The sequence below is a fragment of the Amycolatopsis sp. NPDC098790 genome (assembly GCF_044759945.1).
Taxonomy (GTDB): Bacteria; Actinomycetota; Actinomycetes; order Mycobacteriales; family Pseudonocardiaceae; genus Amycolatopsis.
In genome coordinates, this window is sequence record NZ_JBIWAI010000007.1 from 15,537 (window position 1) to 30,669 (window position 15,133).

Annotated in this window: 19 protein-coding genes; 11 read left to right on the forward strand and 8 right to left on the reverse strand. The window is 72.1% G+C overall.

Annotated features, from left to right (window positions below; genetic code table 11):
• Positions 1-123 precede the first annotated feature (123 nt).
• Positions 124-852: an alpha/beta fold hydrolase gene (locus ACIQWX_RS40810; protein WP_400883191.1), complete on the reverse strand. Its 729-nt coding sequence runs from the start codon at positions 850-852 to the stop codon at positions 124-126.
• 47 nt (positions 853-899) lie between these two features.
• On the opposite strand from ACIQWX_RS40810, the gene ACIQWX_RS40815 reads away from it, so the two are divergent.
• The 3 genes from ACIQWX_RS40815 to ACIQWX_RS40825 all read left to right on the forward strand — a co-directional run bounded on the left by ACIQWX_RS40815 (position 900) and on the right by ACIQWX_RS40825 (position 3,883).
• Positions 900-2,153 carry a cytochrome P450 gene (locus ACIQWX_RS40815; protein WP_400883194.1) on the forward strand — a complete coding sequence of 418 codons (1,254 nt, stop codon included), beginning with the start codon at positions 900-902 and terminating at the stop codon, positions 2,151-2,153.
• Entirely contained in the window at positions 2,153-3,040 is an 888-nt protein-coding gene (locus ACIQWX_RS40820; RefSeq protein WP_400883197.1) for a LysR family transcriptional regulator, read from the forward strand. Before ACIQWX_RS40815 ends, ACIQWX_RS40820 begins: the two co-directional genes overlap by 1 nt.
• 96 nt (positions 3,041-3,136) lie before the next feature.
• Entirely contained in the window at positions 3,137-3,883 is a 747-nt protein-coding gene (locus tag ACIQWX_RS40825; protein WP_400883200.1) for an SDR family NAD(P)-dependent oxidoreductase, read from the forward strand.
• Between the two features lie 18 nt (positions 3,884-3,901).
• Here ACIQWX_RS40825 and ACIQWX_RS40830 read toward each other — a convergent pair whose 3' ends face one another.
• The gene (locus ACIQWX_RS40830) at positions 3,902-4,744 is read right to left on the reverse strand and encodes a carbon-nitrogen hydrolase family protein (RefSeq protein ID WP_400883203.1); all 843 of its coding nucleotides are present in this window, start codon (positions 4,742-4,744) and stop codon (positions 3,902-3,904) included.
• On the reverse strand, positions 4,711-5,505 hold the full coding sequence (locus ACIQWX_RS40835) for a DUF1295 domain-containing protein (protein ID WP_400883206.1): 795 nt from the start codon (positions 5,503-5,505) through the stop codon (positions 4,711-4,713). Before ACIQWX_RS40835 ends, ACIQWX_RS40830 begins: the two co-directional genes overlap by 34 nt.
• 30 nt (positions 5,506-5,535) lie before the next feature.
• On the opposite strand from ACIQWX_RS40835, the gene ACIQWX_RS40840 reads away from it, so the two are divergent.
• Positions 5,536-6,027, forward strand: coding sequence for an EXPERA domain-containing protein (locus ACIQWX_RS40840; protein WP_400883208.1), 492 nt, complete (start codon positions 5,536-5,538; stop codon positions 6,025-6,027).
• A 12-nt stretch (positions 6,028-6,039) separates the two neighbouring features.
• Complete coding sequence (locus ACIQWX_RS40845; protein ID WP_400883211.1) at positions 6,040-7,251, forward strand: threonine synthase; 1,212 nt, start codon at positions 6,040-6,042, stop codon at positions 7,249-7,251.
• On the opposite strand, the gene ACIQWX_RS40850 is transcribed toward ACIQWX_RS40845, so the two are convergent.
• Positions 7,248-7,601 carry an arsenate reductase family protein gene (locus ACIQWX_RS40850; protein WP_400883214.1) on the reverse strand — a complete coding sequence of 118 codons (354 nt, stop codon included), beginning with the start codon at positions 7,599-7,601 and terminating at the stop codon, positions 7,248-7,250. The two genes, ACIQWX_RS40845 and ACIQWX_RS40850, sit on opposite strands and share 4 nt — an antisense overlap.
• A 53-nt stretch (positions 7,602-7,654) precedes the next feature.
• On the opposite strand from ACIQWX_RS40850, the gene ACIQWX_RS40855 reads away from it, so the two are divergent.
• The gene (locus ACIQWX_RS40855; RefSeq protein WP_400883217.1) at positions 7,655-8,248 is read left to right on the forward strand and encodes a TetR/AcrR family transcriptional regulator; all 594 of its coding nucleotides are present in this window, start codon (positions 7,655-7,657) and stop codon (positions 8,246-8,248) included.
• Entirely contained in the window at positions 8,245-8,862 is a 618-nt protein-coding gene (locus ACIQWX_RS40860) for an enoyl-CoA hydratase/isomerase family protein (protein ID WP_400883220.1), read from the forward strand. The genes ACIQWX_RS40855 and ACIQWX_RS40860 overlap by 4 nt, the downstream gene beginning before the upstream one ends.
• A 241-nt stretch (positions 8,863-9,103) precedes the next feature.
• Here ACIQWX_RS40860 and ACIQWX_RS40865 read toward each other — a convergent pair whose 3' ends face one another.
• Entirely contained in the window at positions 9,104-10,312 is a 1,209-nt protein-coding gene (locus tag ACIQWX_RS40865; RefSeq protein ID WP_400883222.1) for an RNA polymerase sigma factor, read from the reverse strand.
• A 92-nt stretch (positions 10,313-10,404) separates the two neighbouring features.
• Positions 10,405-10,755: a YciI family protein gene (locus ACIQWX_RS40870; RefSeq protein ID WP_400883225.1), complete on the reverse strand. Its 351-nt coding sequence runs from the start codon at positions 10,753-10,755 to the stop codon at positions 10,405-10,407.
• A gap of 84 nt (positions 10,756-10,839) precedes the next feature.
• Between ACIQWX_RS40870 and ACIQWX_RS40875 the strand changes: the two genes are divergently transcribed.
• From ACIQWX_RS40875 to ACIQWX_RS40885, 3 genes are read left to right on the forward strand one after another with little or no spacing between them, the layout of a single operon-like run.
• Positions 10,840-11,310 carry a hypothetical protein gene (locus ACIQWX_RS40875; RefSeq protein ID WP_400883228.1) on the forward strand — a complete coding sequence of 157 codons (471 nt, stop codon included), beginning with the start codon at positions 10,840-10,842 and terminating at the stop codon, positions 11,308-11,310.
• Complete coding sequence (locus ACIQWX_RS40880) at positions 11,304-11,528, forward strand: helix-turn-helix transcriptional regulator (RefSeq protein ID WP_400883231.1); 225 nt, start codon at positions 11,304-11,306, stop codon at positions 11,526-11,528. The genes ACIQWX_RS40875 and ACIQWX_RS40880 overlap by 7 nt, the downstream gene beginning before the upstream one ends.
• On the forward strand, positions 11,525-12,499 hold the full coding sequence (locus tag ACIQWX_RS40885) for an NAD(P)-dependent alcohol dehydrogenase (RefSeq protein WP_400883233.1): 975 nt from the start codon (positions 11,525-11,527) through the stop codon (positions 12,497-12,499). Before ACIQWX_RS40880 ends, ACIQWX_RS40885 begins: the two co-directional genes overlap by 4 nt.
• On the opposite strand, the gene ACIQWX_RS40890 is transcribed toward ACIQWX_RS40885, so the two are convergent.
• Both ACIQWX_RS40890 and ACIQWX_RS40895 read right to left on the reverse strand, forming a co-directional pair.
• Entirely contained in the window at positions 12,489-13,364 is an 876-nt protein-coding gene (locus ACIQWX_RS40890) for a M48 family metalloprotease (RefSeq protein ID WP_400883236.1), read from the reverse strand. The two genes, ACIQWX_RS40885 and ACIQWX_RS40890, sit on opposite strands and share 11 nt — an antisense overlap.
• Before the next feature lie 148 nt (positions 13,365-13,512).
• Positions 13,513-13,884: a YciI family protein gene (locus tag ACIQWX_RS40895; RefSeq protein WP_400883239.1), complete on the reverse strand. Its 372-nt coding sequence runs from the start codon at positions 13,882-13,884 to the stop codon at positions 13,513-13,515.
• A gap of 165 nt (positions 13,885-14,049) precedes the next feature.
• Here ACIQWX_RS40895 and ACIQWX_RS40900 point away from each other — a divergent pair, with 165 nt between their 5' ends.
• Complete coding sequence (locus ACIQWX_RS40900; RefSeq protein WP_400883242.1) at positions 14,050-15,132, forward strand: WD40/YVTN/BNR-like repeat-containing protein; 1,083 nt, start codon at positions 14,050-14,052, stop codon at positions 15,130-15,132.
• The last annotated feature ends 1 nt before the right edge of the window (position 15,133 follow it).

Consider the following 15,133-nt stretch of genomic DNA (forward strand, 5'->3'; position numbering starts at 1 on the left):
ACGACGGCGCGGGTCGCCGGTACAGCCGTTCGTCCACCACCGTTTCCTAGGCTTTCCGGGTCCGGTGGTGGCGAGGGGTTCGGAGCAGCCGTCGCGTGGGGTACGACGGCTGCCCCCGAGCCTTCAGACGTCGAAGCGGTCCAAGAGAGCGCGGACGGCGGCTGGGTCCTCGACGTGGGCGTTGTGCCCGAGGCCGGCGAGGGTGACCGCGTCCGGGTCCAGCGCGCGTAGCTGGTCCGGACGGCTCATGGGGTCGTTCTCGCCCGCGGCCAGCACGACCGGGCACCGCGCCGCGGCGAGCAGCGCCGGCATGTCCGGGGCGCCGACGCCGAACGCGGCCGGGTCCATCGCGAGGCGCCAACCTCCCTCGGTCTCGCGAAGCCCGGCCGGGTCCGCGGGCGCGATGCCGAGCAGCCCGGACACCTTCAGGTACGCCTGCTCGGCGTCCACGCGCGACTCGAAGACGCGGGCCGGGCGCGCGGCGAGCGTCGCGACGCGGCCCAGGTCGTCCTGGGTCCACTCGACCTTCACGCCGACCGCGAGCACGCCCGCGACCTCGACGTCGTACTTCCCGGACGCGAGTTCCAGTGCCAGCACCCCGCCGAGCGAATGGCCGGCGACGACGTACGGGCCCTTCCCCGGCAGCGCCCGCGCGACGGCCGCGGTGAACGTCTCGAAGCTGTAGTGCGGCAGCGGCGCGGACAGGCCGTGGCCGGGCAGGTCGGGCACCAGGACGCGCCGGGCGAGCGGCGGGGCGAAGTGGTTCCACACGGCGCCGGTCGCGCCCAGGCCGTGCAGGAGGAGGACGGCCGGTTCGCCCTCGCCGCCGGTGCGCATGTTCAGGGTGTCCATCCGCGCAGCCTCCCAAATTGTCGGTGCCCGCGGCTAGGGTCGGGCTCGTGGCGATCACCGATCCGGACACCTACACGCGAGGTGTCCCGTACGAGGAGCTGGCGCGGCTGCGGCGCGCCGGCCCGGTGGTGCGCGTCGACGACTTCTGGGCCGTGCTCGGCCACGCCGAGGTGCGGCGGGTGCTGCGCGACCCGGGAGTGTTTTCGTCGCAGCTGGGCGGCACGCAGATCCGTGACGCGGCGGACCTCGCGTACGTGCGCCGGATGATGCTCAACATGGATCCGCCGGAGCACGGGCGGCTGCGCGGGCTGCTCACGAAGGCGTTCACCCCGCGCGCCATCGCGAAGCTGACTTCGCAGATCGAAAGCTCGGCGCGAGACCTCGTCGCGGGTGTCGCTTCGCAGGGCTCGTGCGACTTCGCGGCCCTGGCGGCCGATCTGCCGCTGCAGACGCTGGCCGCGGTGTTCGGGGTGCCGGAGCAGGACCGGCGGCTGATGTACGACTGGAGCAACCGCGTCATCGGCTACCAGGACGCCGAGTACGCGGTGAGTTCGACGGTTTCCCCCTCGGAGGTGAGCGAGCTGGCGCGGGCCGCGCTCGCCGTCCGCCCGTCGCCGGGGCCGGATGGGACGATGCCGGACCCGCGGACGCGCGCGGGCATGCCGGATCTCTACGCGTACGCGAACGCGCTGGGCGAGTACAAGCGTTCGCACCCGGGCGACGACGTCATGAGCAACCTGATGCGGCACGTCGGGGACGACGGCGGCCGCGTCTCGCTGGCCGAGTTCGAGAACCTCTTCTGGCTGTTTTCGGTGGCGGGCAACGAAACTCTGCGCAACGGGCTGCCCGGCGGCATGCTGGCGCTGCTCTCGCACCCCGCGGAGTACCGGCGGCTGCTGGCCGACCGGTCGCTGCTGCCGTCGGCGGTCGAAGAGATGCTCCGGTGGTGGACACCGGTGATGCACTTCCGGCGTACGGCGGTTTCGGACGTCCGGCTGTCCGATGTGGACATCCGGGCCGGGGACAAGGTCGTGGTGTGGTTCTCGTCGGCCAACCGGGATCCCGCGGTGTTCGCCGATCCGGACACGTTCGACATCGGGCGGGCGCCGAACGACCACCTGACCTTCGGTCACGGCCCGCACTTCTGCCTCGGCGCCCACCTCGCGCGGGTGCAGATGCGGGCGATGTTCGACGCGGTGCTCGACGTACTCGGGTTCGTGTCCCTCGCGGGTGAGCCGGTGCGGCTGCGGTCGAACTTCCAGAACGGCCTGAAGTCGCTTCCGATCCGGTGGGGGCGCTGATGGAGATCCGCGAGATGCGGGCGTTCGTCGCGGTCGTCGAGGCGGGTGCGATGTCGAAGGCGGCGCGGCAGCTGCACGTGAGCCAGCCCGCGCTGTCCCAGACGATCACCGCCCTCGAACGCCGGCTCGGCGTCCAGCTGCTGGTCCGCACCAGCACCGGCGTCCAGGCGACCGACGCCGGGACGACGTTGCTGGGCGAAGCGCGTGCGGTGCTGGCCCGCCACGAGCAGGCCCTCGCCGCGCTGGCCCGGCACACCACGAACGGTGTGCTGCGCGTCGGCGTCCCCCTGGAGCTGCCGCCCGAGCTGCTGCCGTCGGCGCTCGCGCGGCTGGCCGAGGCGTACCCGGAGACGCGGGTGCAGGCCCGGCACCTGTCGTCGGTGGCGCAGGTGGCCGCGCTGCGGGCGGGCGAACTCGACGTCGGGCTGGTGCGCGAGCGCCCGCCGGGGCCCGACCTGGACGCGTCGCTCGTGGTGACCGAGGACGTCGGCGTGCTGCTGGCCGCGGACCTCGCCGAGAAGCTGGGCTCGCCGGTCCGGCTGGAGGACCTGGCCGGGCTGGAGTGGTTCGCGTTCGCCCGCGCGGGCAGCCCGGCGTGGTACGACGAGCTGGCGGCGATCCTGCGCAGCCACGGCCTCACCGTCGGGCCCGAGGTGCCCGAGGAGCAGCGGCTGATCGTCGAGCTGAAGATCCCGGCGGTCAGTTCGGGCGGGGCCTACGCGTTCGCCCCGCCCGAGTGGCCGTACCCGATGCCGGACACCGTGCGGTGGGTCCCCCTCGTCGGGAACCCCATCGTGCGGCGGACGTGGGCGGTGTGGCCGGCGGCAGCGCACCGACGTGACCTCGCGGCGTTCGTCGCCGCCTTGGAGGCCCATCGACAGGACTGATCGCGGGCATAAGGAGCGCCGAACGCTCCGCCGGAAGCCCGTTCCGGTCGCCGCGCTTGTATCCGGTGCAGGGCAACGGATACGAGGAGTTGAGTGATGAGTTCGGAACTGTCCGGGTCGACGGCACTGGTGACCGGCGGAACGAGCGGCATCGGCCGGGCGACGGCGATCGCGCTGGCGGGTCTCGGCGCGCACGTCGTGCTGTCCGGCCGGGACGCGGCACGCGGCGAGGAGGTCGTCTCGCGGATCCGGGCGTCGGGTGGGAAGGCCGACTTCGTCGCGGCCGACCTGACGGACGCGGCGTCGGCGCGCGCACTGGCGGACCGGGCCCAGGAGCTGGGCGGGCAGGTGGACGTCCTGGTGAACAACGCGGGGATCTTCCCGACCGGCCCGACTTCGGACACGGCCGAGGCGGAGTTCGACCGCGTGTACGACATCAACGTCAAGGTGCCGTACTACCTGGTCGCGGCACTGGCACCGGCGATGGCCGCGCGCGGCCGCGGCGCGATCGTCAACGTGTCCACGATGGTCGCGGCGCGGGGCATGGCCGGGATGGCGCTGTACGGCTCGTCGAAGGCGGCGGTCGAGCTGATGACCAAGGCGTGGGCGGCGGAGTTCGGGGCGTCCGGAGTCCGGGTGAACGCGATCAGTCCCGGCCCGACGCGCACCGAGGGCACAGCGGTGTTCGGAGACGGCCTCGACGAACTGGCCGCGGCGGGCCCGGCCGGCCGGGTGGCGGCGCCTTCGGAGATCGCGGCCGCGATCGCGTTCCTGGTGACGGAGGGGTCGAGCTTCGTGCAGGGCGCGATTCTCCCGGTGGACGGCGGCCGGCTGGCGGTGTGAGTCCCGTCCGGGACGGCGTCACCGCAGGAAGGTGACTCCGTCCCGGGGGCGCTCGTCCACCGTCAGCGAGAACACGTCCGGCCGCGCGTAGTGCCCCGACACGTCCAGGCTCTTGCGCGCCGTCACGATCTGCTCCAGGTCGATCTCCGCCTTGATGACACCTTCGCCGTCGCGCAACGGACCGGCCAGGACGTCGCCGAGCGGCCCGACGATCACGCTCCCGCCGCGGAACGGGTCCTCGCCCGACGACTCGTACGGGCACGCCGACACCACGAAACACCGGCCTTCGTCGGCGATGTGGCGCATCGACGCCTGCCAGACGTCGCGGTCGTCGGCTGTCGGGGCGCACCAGATCTGCACGCCCTTCGCGTACATCGCCGCGCGGAACAGCGGCATGTGGTTCTCCCAGCAGATCGCCGCGCCCGCCAGGCCCGCCGCCGTCGGGACCGCCGGCAGCGTCGAGCCGTCGCCGCGGCCCCACACCAGCCGTTCGCGTTCGGTCGGGACCAGCTTGCGGTGCTTGGCCACCAGCCCGAGGTGCGGGTCGAGGAACACCGCCGTGCTGTACAGCGTCGAGCCGTCGCGCTCGATGACACCGACGACCAGCGAAGCCCCGGTCCGCGCTGCGAGGCCGGCCAGCGCCGCAACCTCCGGGCCCGGCACGGTCACCGCCGCGCGGAAGTACTCGGGGAAGGGCACCCGGCCCGGGTAGCCGCCGAGCACGGCCTCGGGCAGCACCACCAGCGAAGCTCCGCGGATCTCGTCCTCGAACGCCAGGATCCGGTCGAGGGGGACGCCCGTTCCGACCTGCAGCGCGGCGACGACCGTCACGAGCGGGCGGGCTCGCGTCGAGGCGGCCACGGCACCACCGCGGACACCCGGCGCTGGTAGTCGGCATATTCCGGGTAGCGGCCGCGGGTGATGCTCTCGGTGAACTTCGTCGACCCGACGAACAGGAGCGTCAGCAGGACCGCGCCCACGACCGTCCACTGCAGACCGGCGGCGACGATCCCGAACACCGCGATCACCCACCACTGGGCCTGCTCGAAGAAGAAGTTCGGGTGCCGCGAGTAGCCGAACAGGCCCGTCTGGCAGAACCGCGTCGACGCCCGGCCCGCGTGCTTCTCGCGGTGGAACACCCACTGCTGCTGGTCCGCGACCGTCTCCCCGACCAGGAACGCCGCGAAGACCACCGCGGCCACGACGTCCCAGACCCCGAACGAACCCTGGTTCTCCAGCGCGGCGTACGCGGGCAGCGTGATCAGCAGCAGGATCGCGTTCTGGTACAGCGAGATGAAGAAGAAGTTGAACACCTGGAACTGCCACGGCTTCATCCGCTCGCGCAGCACCGCCCACCGGTAGTCCTCGCCGCCGCGGGCGTAACCACCCTTCCGGGCGAAGTTGAACGTCAGCCGGATCCCCCACAGGGTCACCAGCGCGAACATCACGTCCAGCCGCGCGTCGGCGAACCCGGCGGCGCCCGCGAAGATCGCCAGGTACGCGACCGGGACGATCGACCAGATCCGGTCGACCCAGGAGTACTCCCTGGTCAGCACCGACATCAGCCACGTGCCGAGCGTCACCCCGGCGAAGACGTACAGGCAGACCCGCAGCGCGTCCATCCCCTCACAATAGGACCTAGGATCGCGTCCATGAACCTGCCGCTGCGGGACCGGAAGATCGACGTCTTCTTCGCGGTGCTGTTCTCGGCCTTCACGGTGACGTCGCTGATCAGCGACCTGCTGCCGACCGTCGGCGTCGACTTCTCGAAGCCGTCGGACAACTTCTTCGTGAACTCGAACTACTGGTACGCCCACGACGCCGACCTGCTGTTCATGCACCCGCCGGACTGGATGCGGATCGTCACCGGGCTCTCGGCGTTCGTCTACATGCCGTTCTACGTCGTGCTCGTCTTCGCGCTGCTGACCGGCCGCAACTGGATCCAGCTGCCGTCGGTGATCTACGCGACGATGATCGTCACGCTGACCGGGATCGTCGTGTTCGGTGTCGAGTTCTTCGGCGACCCCGCGTTCCGCACCGGCAACCCGGCGAAGTTCCTCGCCTTCAACCTGCCCTACGTCCTGGTGCCGCTCCTGCTGCTGATCCGCATGCGCAAGCCACTGCCGTTCACCCGCCGTTTCTGACCGGAGGCGCCCGTGCCGTACTCGTTCCTCAGCCACCTCGACTGCTCCCGGACCGGCGAACGCCTCGACGCCGACGTCGTCCAGGGCCTCTCGCCGTCGGGCGCGCCGCTGCTCGCGCGGTACGACCTCGACGGCGTCCGCGAAGCCGTCACGCCGAAGGAGATCGCCGGCCGCGAGCCGACGCTGTGGCGCTACCACGAGGTGCTGCCGGTGCGCTCGCCCGAGCACGTCGTCAGCCTCGGCGAAGGCATGACGCCGTTGCTGCGCCTGCCGCGGTACGGCCGTGAGCTGGGGCTTTCGCGGTTGTGGATGAAGGACGAGGGCCTGGTCCCGACCGGGACGTTCAAGGCGCGGGGCGCCGCGGTCGGCGTCTCGCGGGCGGCCGAACTGGGCGTGGGCGGGATCGCGATGCCGACCAACGGCAACGCGGGCGCGGCGTGGGCGTTGTACGCGGCCCGCGCGGGCCTGACGAGCCTGGTCGCGATGCCGGACGACGCGCCGGCGATCACCATGCGCGAGTGCGTCGCCGCCGGGGCCGAGCTGTACCGGGTGGACGGTCTGATCGGCGACGCGGGGAAGCTCGTCGCGGCGGCCGTCGGGCGGCGGCCGGGGGTGCAGGACGTCTCGACGTTGAAGGAGCCGTACCGCATCGAGGGCAAGAAGACGATGGGGTACGAGATCGCGGAGCAGTTCGGGTGGCGGCTGCCCGACGTCATCCTCTACCCCACCGGCGGCGGGGTCGGGATCATCGGGATCTACAAGGCACTGCTGGAAATGCGGGAGCTGGGCTGGATTTCCGGGTCGCTGCCGCGATTGGTCGCCGTGCAGGCGACCGGGTGCGCGCCGATCGTTTCGGCCTTCGAACGGGGTGCCCGCGAGTGTGAGCCGTTCCCCGACGCGCGGACGGTCGCCTTCGGCATCACCGTGCCCAAGGCCCTGGGCGACTTCCTCGTGCTGGACGCGGTGTACGCGACCGGCGGAACCGCGGTCGCCGTCACTGATGAGGAACTGCTTGCGGCGCAACGGGAACTGACCACTTTCGAGGGCACTTTCGTGTGTCCCGAAGGCGGGGCGTGCTTCGCCGCACTGCGTCACCTTCGCGAGTCGGGCTGGCTGGGCGGTGACGAAGACGTCGTGGTTCTGAACACCGGCGCCGGGATCAAGTACCCGGAAACGGTGCCCCTCGACGTCCCGCTGCTCGCGAAGGACGGCGTGATTCCTTAAAGGACCGAGCGGACCGTTTCGGGGTCGCGGGCGACGACGGTGGTGCCGTCGTCGGCCGTGATGATCGGGCGCTGGATGAGCTTCGGGTGCTTGGCCAGTGCTTCGATCCAGCGGGGACGGTCTTCGGGGGTTCGGCCCCACGTCTTGAGGCCGAGCTCCTTCGCGATCGGTTCCGCGGTGCGCGTGATGTCCCACGGCTCGAGGCCGAGGCGCGCGAGCACGGCTTCGAGCTCCGCCGCGGTCGGCGGGTCCTCGAGGTAGCGGCGCACGGTGTACTGCGCGCCGGCTTCGTCCAACAACGACACGGCGGACCGGCACTTCGAGCACGCCGGGTTGACCCAGATCTCCACGGCGGCAGCCTACCGCGCTGGTTTTGGAGCACGCGTTCTGTTACGGTCGCGGCATGCCCCGCCCCCGTGTGCACGACCTCGACGCGCTGCTCGACGTCGCCGAGCGGCTCGTCGCCTCCTCGGCCGATGTCACCGTGCGTGGCCTGGCCGCGGCGGCGGGCGTCCCGAACGGGACGATCTACCACGCGTTCGGGTCACTGAACGCCTTGCTGGCGCGGGTCTGGCTGCGCGCGGCGACCGAGTTCCTCGACCTGCAGACGTCGCTGGTGGACTCCGCTGGTTCGCCGGCCGACGCGGTGGTCGCGGCCGCGGACACCCCGGCGGTGTTCGCGCTACGACGTCCCGACGGCGCACGCATGCTCTTGAAGGTGCGCGGCGACCGGCTGTTCGGGCCCGACCTGCCGGACGAGCTGGCGGAAGCCCTGCACGCGGTGGACAAACGGCTGGTCGCGCTGCTCGTGCGGCTCGCGCGGCTGGTGTGGGACCGCGGCGACGGACTGGCCGTCGAGGTGATCACGACGTGCGTCGTCGACCTGCCGACCGCGTTCTTCCGGCGCGACATCACCGACCCCCTGGTGCGGGAGAGGCTGGCCGCCGCGGTGCGGGCCGTGCTGACCGTGCCCCCACGAGAGAAGGACCGATCGTGACCGTTTTGCACTTGGGCGACGACGAAAACCGCTTCTCACCGGAGTGGCTGCAGCGTGTCCATTCCACTTTGGACGAAGTGGGCGACGTGCTGGTGACCACCGGCGGCGGCAAGTTCTACTCGAACGGCCTCGACCTGGAGTGGCTGACGGCGAACGGCGACAAGGCATCGGAGTACGTCGCGGACGTGCAGGAGCTGTTCGCGCGGGTGCTGACGCTGCCGGTCCCGACGGTGGCGGCGATCACCGGCCACGCGTTCGGCGCGGGCGCGATGCTGGCGATGGCGCACGACTTCCGCGTGATGCGCTCGGACCGGGGTTACTTCTGTTTCCCGGAGGCGGACATCAACATCCCGTTCACGCCGGGGATGGCGGCGTTGATCCAGGGGAAGCTGACGCCGGCGTCGGCGATCGCTGCGATGACGACCGCGCGGCGGTTCGGGGGTCCGGAGGCGTTGTCGTTCGGGTTGGTCGACGAAGTCGCGGCCGAGGGTGACGTGGTGAAGGTGGCTTCGGCGCGGGTGGAAGCGTTGGCGGGCAAGGACCGCGGGACGCTGGGCGCGATCAAGGCGACGATGTTCGCACCCGCGGTGGCGGCGTTGCGGGCGCCGGCGTAGCGGGAGTTCGGGCCTGACGCGACGCCCTTGCGCAGGGCGGGCCCCGGCGCCGGCTTGGCCTCTGGCCCCCGGTATCCACTTTACCGGCTACCACCGACAGTTTCGGGCGCCCGCGCTCCTGGTCCGGACGCCTCGGCAAGGGTCGCGAATGACTCATTCGGGACGTCCGGTGCCGCCAATGCGTCATTCGGGACGTCCGGTGCCGGCAATGCGTCATTCGCGACCTTCCCGGGCAGGTGCTTCACGGCTTGGCGCACTCGGTGAGGCGGCGGCGCAAGTGGGCCCGCTCGGGTTCGGTGCCCGCCAAGGCGAGCGCCTCTCGGTACGCGTCCGCCGCCTCGGGGTGGCGGCCCAAACGGACCAGCAAGTCCGCCCGGGCCGCCGGGAACGGGCTGTACTCCCGCAACCTCGGCTCCTCCGCCAGCTCGTCCAGCAGCGCCAGCCCCGCCGCCGGGCCGTCCTTCATCGCCACCGCCACCGCTCGGTTCAGCTCCACCACCGGTGACGGTGCCAGCCCGCGCAGCACGTCGTACAACCCCACGATCTGGGGCCAGTCCGTGCTCGCCACATCCTCGGCCTCGTTGTGCAGGGCCGCGATCGCCGCCTGGACTCCGTACAGACCCGGTGGGCCGCCCGTCAACGCCGCCTCCACCAGCGCCGTCCCTTCCGCGATCATCTCGGCGTCCCAGCGGTCGCGGTTCTGGTCGTCGAGCAGGACCAGGTCGCCGTCCGGGCCCGTGCGCGCGTCACGGCGGGCGTGGATCAGCAGCATCAGCGCCAGGAGGCCCGCCACTTCGCGCTCGGCCGGGAGCAGCCGTCGGAGGATGCGGGCCAGGCGGATCGCCTCTTCCGCCACGTCGAGCCGCTGCAGGTCCGGGCCCGAACTCGCCGCGTATCCCTCGGTGAAGATCGAGTACACCACCTGCAGCACGCCCGGCAGCCGGCCCGGCAGCTCGTCGGCGGACGGCACCCGGAACGGGATCCCGGCCGCGCGGATCCGGTTCTTCGCCCGCACGATCCGCTTGCCCATCGTCGCGCTCGGCACCAGGAACGCGCGCGCCACCTCCGGTGTCGTCAGCCCGGCCAGGCAGCGCAACGTCAGCGCCGTGCGGTCCTCCGCCGGCAACGCCGGGTGGGCGCACGTGAAGAACAGCTGGAGCCGCTCGTCCGGCAGGCCGCCGTCCGACGGCGGGGCGGGCGCCGCGCGGTCGGCCTCGACCTGCAGCACCGCGAGCCGGGCCGCGTAGGCCTGGTCGCGGCGCAGCCGGTCGACGGCCTTGCGCCGGGCCGTCGTCATCAGCCAGGCGCCCGGCTTCGGCGGGACGCCCTCGGCGGGCCAGTGCACCAGCGCCGCCTCGATCGCCTCCGACGTCGCCTCCTCGGCCAGGTCGAGGTCGCCGAACCGGCGGACGAGCGCGGCCAGCAGCAGCCCGCGCTCCTCCCGGAACACGGCCGCCAGCGTCAGCCGGGACTCCGCCCCGGGCCGGGGGCTCCGCCACCCGGAACCCCCGAAAGCCTCGACCGCCCCGTCCGCCACCGCCGTCAGTCCCCGTAGGACGCGAGCGGCCGCACGACGATGTGCCCGCCGTCGCGGGCGCCCGGGCAGCGCGCCGCCCAGTCGAGCGCGACGTCGAAGTCCGGCACGTCGACGACGAAGTAGCCGCCGAGCACCTCGCGGGACTCCGCGAACGGCCCGTCGGTGACGATCCGCTCGCCGCTCTCGTCGACGCGGACCGCGGCGGCCGTCGTGAAGTCGGCGAGCGAGTTGCCGCCGACGTACACGCCGGCCTCCTTGAGGGACTTGTCGAACAGCATCCAGTCGTCGGGCGTGCTGCAGCCGGTGGGCTCGCCGTCCGCGTCGAGCGAGGCGTTGATCAGCATCAGGTACTTCACGGGATCCTCCAGTGGCTCGGTTGCCGTACGGGGGGACTACGAACGGCGGACCGTCCCTTGGACACCCTCGCCGAAGATTTTCTCATGTCAAGAAACTTTGACACGGTGTCTGGTTTGTTTTACCTTGACGTGGTGACCCACGAAGAGAAGAGCGCCTGGATCCTCGGGATCGCCGCGGTGGTGAGCTACGCGGTGTACCTCGTGCTGGTCCTCGGCCGGGCCGGCGGGCGGGCGCTGGCCGAAGTCCCGTACGTCGGAACCCTGCTCTGGACGGTCGGCGCGTCCATCGTCGCGACGATCGTGCTGAGCATCCTCGTCGCGGTGGTCTCGAAGGACGGCGCGAAAGACCAGCGCGACCGCGAGATCGGCCGGTTCGGCGAGTACATTGGCCACTCGTTCGTCGTCATCGGCGCGGTCGCCGCGCTGCTGCTGGCCATGGCCGAGGCGCCGCACTTCTGGATCGCCAACGCCGTCTACCTGGCCTTCACGCTCTCGGCGATCCTCGGGTCGGTCGCCCGGATCTTCGCCTACCGGCGGGGGTTCCCGGCGTGGTGAAACCGACCCGCGTCACGAACTCGCTCCGCGCCCTCCGGTTCGCGCACGGCCAGATGACCCAGGCCGACCTCGCCGGCCGGATCGGCGTCACCCGCCAGACCGTCATCGCGATCGAGCAGGGCCGGTACTCGCCTTCGCTCGAGATGGCGTTCCAGCTCGCGCACGTGTTCGGCGTCCCGCTCGAAGAAGTGTTCCAGTACCCGGAGGAGTCATCGTGAAAGCCATCGTCCAGGACCGGTACGGCAGCCCGGATGTCCTCGAGTTCCGCGACGTCGACAGACCGTCGCCCGGTGCCGGCGAGGTCCTCGTGCGCGTGCACGCGGCCGGCGTCGACCCGGGCGTGTGGCACCTGACCACCGGGGAGCCGTACCTGCTGCGGCTGCTGGGTTTCGGGCTCCGCCGTCCGAAACAACCGGTGCGGGGCCTCGACTTCGCCGGCACGGTCGAGGAGGTCGGCGACGGCGTCTCGCGCGTCCGGCCGGGCGACGAGGTGTTCGGCGTCTGCGCAGGCGCGTTCGCCGAGTACGCCGTCGCGAAGCAGGACCTCGTCGCGGCGAAACCCGCGCGCCTTTCGTTCGAGCAGGCGGCCGCCGTCATGATTTCCGGCGGCACCGCACTGCAGGCGGTGCGCGACACCGGACGCGTCCAGCCCGGCCAACGCGTCCTGGTCATCGGAGCGGCGGGTGGCGTGGGTTCCTTCGCCGTCCAGCTGGCCAAGGCCTTCGGCGCGGACGTCACCGGGGTGTGCAGCACCGCCAAGACGGACCTGGTCCGGACGCTCGGCGCCGACCACGTCGTCGACTACACGCGTGAGGACTTCGCGGGCCGGCGGTACGACCTGATCGTGGACACCGCAGGCCTGCGTTCGCTGTCCGCCCTGCGCCGGGCGCTGACCCCGCGCGGCACGCTCGTCATCGTCGGCGGCGAAAACGGCGGCAAGTGGCTCGGCGGCATCCAACGCGTGCTCCGGGCGGCGCTGCTGTCGCCGTTCGTCGGGCACCGGCTGCGCGGGCTCGTCGCCACCGAACGCGGCGCGGACCTCGACGACCTGCGGGATTTGATCGAGGCCGGGAAGCTCACCCCCGCGCTCGACCGGACCTACCCGCTCGCCGACGCCGCCGCGGCGATCGGCCACCTCCACGCCGGACGCGCGGCGGGCAAAGTCGTGCTCACCACGCTCACAACCTGACGCCGAGGTCCTTCAGCCGCTTGACCCGGTCGATGTGGGCGGGGTGCCCGGCCATCAGCCGGGACCACAGCCGGCGCTCGTCACCGCGGTCGCGCAGGTTCCACGCCTTGAGCAGCAGCGCCAGCTCCCGGCCGTACCCCAGCCGCGCCGCCATCCGGTCGGCCCGGTACTCGCCGAGCCGCTTCGACCACGCGAGCACCGGGCCGAGCAGCGGCGTCAGCAGCAGCCACGGGTCGAGGAACGCGAGCGCGGTGAGGACACCCAGGCCGAGCAGCACGGTGACCAGCACCTCGACCGCCCGGCCGAAGGAGCGGAACGCGCGGCCGACGTGCGGCACGACCCAGGCGATCAGCCGGACCAGGCGGGACAGCACCCGGGCCGGCAGCTCGAGCCAGTGGACCAGCAGGGTGGCCCGCGTGTGCCCGGAAAGGTGGTGGCCCAGCTCGTGGGCGAGGATCGCCTCCAGACCCGGGCGGGGCAGGTCGAGGGCCGCGTGGGTCACCGCGACGGTCCGGCCCCCGGCGGCGAAGGCGTTCAGCTCGCGTGACGGCTCCACCCACAGGCGGTACCGGCCGCCGTCGACGCCGGCCGCGTCGCACACGGCCGCCCAGCACGGCGTGAGCCAGGTCAGCTCGCCTTGGCTGGGCTCGCGCATCTTGAGCAGCACGGACAGCACGAGGTGCTCGTAGACCGGGACGAACGTGATCGCGCCGGCCAGCGCCCAGCCGGCCGGCAGCACCCAGAAGTACGGCGGCCAGACCAGCTTCCCGAGCAGGCCCAGCACCAGCAGGCTGCTGGCGACCACGGGGACGGCGAGCACCACCCCGAGAACCGCGGAAAGGTCCGCCCGCGCACGTTCGCTCACGCTCCCCCCTCCCGGCCGACGCCGGATCCACCTTGGCGTGAGCGCGGGCGGAGCACAACGGCCGTCCGGAACTGTCCGGGAGCTGTCAGGGAAAGGAGCCCGGCCGGCGGCGCCGGAGCCCGTCCCGGCCCGGCGCCACCGGCGGCCGTCAGTCCTGCGCCGGGAGGTCGTCGAACTCGACGACCTGGCGGATCTCGACCTCGATCTCGAGGTCGAACAGGTCCACGTACCGCTTGGCGAACTCGACCGCCTCCGCGCGGTCGGCGGCGTTGATCAGCGCGAACCCGCCGATGACCTCCTTGGCCTCGGCGAAGGGCCCGTCCGTGACGCGGATCGCCGCGCCGCGCGGCTTGCGGACCAGCGCGCCCTTGTCGGTCTGGTGCACGCCCTCCGCGGTGATCAGGACACCCTTCTCGGCCGCCTCCTGGATGAACCCGCCCATCTTCCGCATGAACTCCGGCGTCGGGTTCCACGCGGCCGGGTCGTGCTCGTCGATCCGGTGCATCATGAGGAAACGCATGGTGGTGCTCCCTGGTTCTCGTCGGCCGGGGCCCGGGTCGTCCCGCGCTCGCTGTCCGGCCTTCACCCCCGCGTCGATCGGCCGCGCGCGGCGCTCGACATTTTTCCCCGGAGATTTTTCCGGCAGAGTACTGTGACACCGGTCACGCCGAGGGGAAGGTGCGGAATGGCTGTCGTGCTCGCGATCGGGACGCGCAAGGGACTGTGGCTGGCGACCGGCACGGACGACCGGGCGGGCTGGGAGGTGACCGGGCCGCACCACCCGATGACCGAGGTCTACGCCGTCGGCATCGACACGCGCCGGGCCACGCCGCGGCTGCTCGCCGGGGTCACCAGCGAGCACTACGGGCCGAGCGTCGCCACCAGCGACGACCTGGGCGCGACCTGGGACGAACCCGATCACGCGCCGATCGCGTTCCCGCCCGACACCGCCGAATCACTCGTCCGGGCCTGGCAGCTGGTGCCCGGGCCGCCGAGCGAGCCGGACGTCGTCTACGCCGGCACCGAGCCGTCCGCGCTGTTCCGCTCGGACGACGGCGGCCGCACGTACGAGCTGGTCCGCGGCCTGTGGGACCACCCGCACCGCGAGCACTGGACGCCCGGCGGGGGCGGCAAGGCCATCCACACGGTGCTCCCGGACCCGGTCGAGCCCGGCCGGGTCACCGTGGCGATGTCGACCGGCGGCGTCTACCGGACCGAGGACGGCGGCGCGTCCTGGCGGGCGAGCAACACCGGGATCAAGGCGGTGCACGTGCCCGACCCGTACCCCGAGTACGGCCACTGCGTGCACAAGGTCGCGATGCACCCGAGCGCGCCGGAGCGGCTTTTCGCGCAGGTGCACCACGGCGTCTACCGCAGCGACGACGGCGGGACGAGCTGGCAGTCCATCGCCGACGGCCTGCCCAGCGACTTCGGCTTCCCGATGGTCGTCCACCCGCACCGGCCCGAGGTGATCTACACGTTCCCGCTGACCGCCGACGTCATGCGGTTCCCGCCGGACGGCCGGTGCCGGGTGTACCGCAGCGAAGACGCCGGGAAGTCGTGGGAGGCCGTGGGTTCCGGCCTGCCGGACGGGTACTGGGCCGGGGTGATGCGCGACGCGATGTGCGCCGACGACGCCGACCCGGCCGGGATCTACTTCGGCTCCCGGACCGGCGACGTCTACGCCAGCCGCGACGACGGCGACAGCTGGCAGCTGGTCGTCTCGCACCTGCCGGACGTGCTGAGCGTCCGCGCCGCGACGGTGTGAC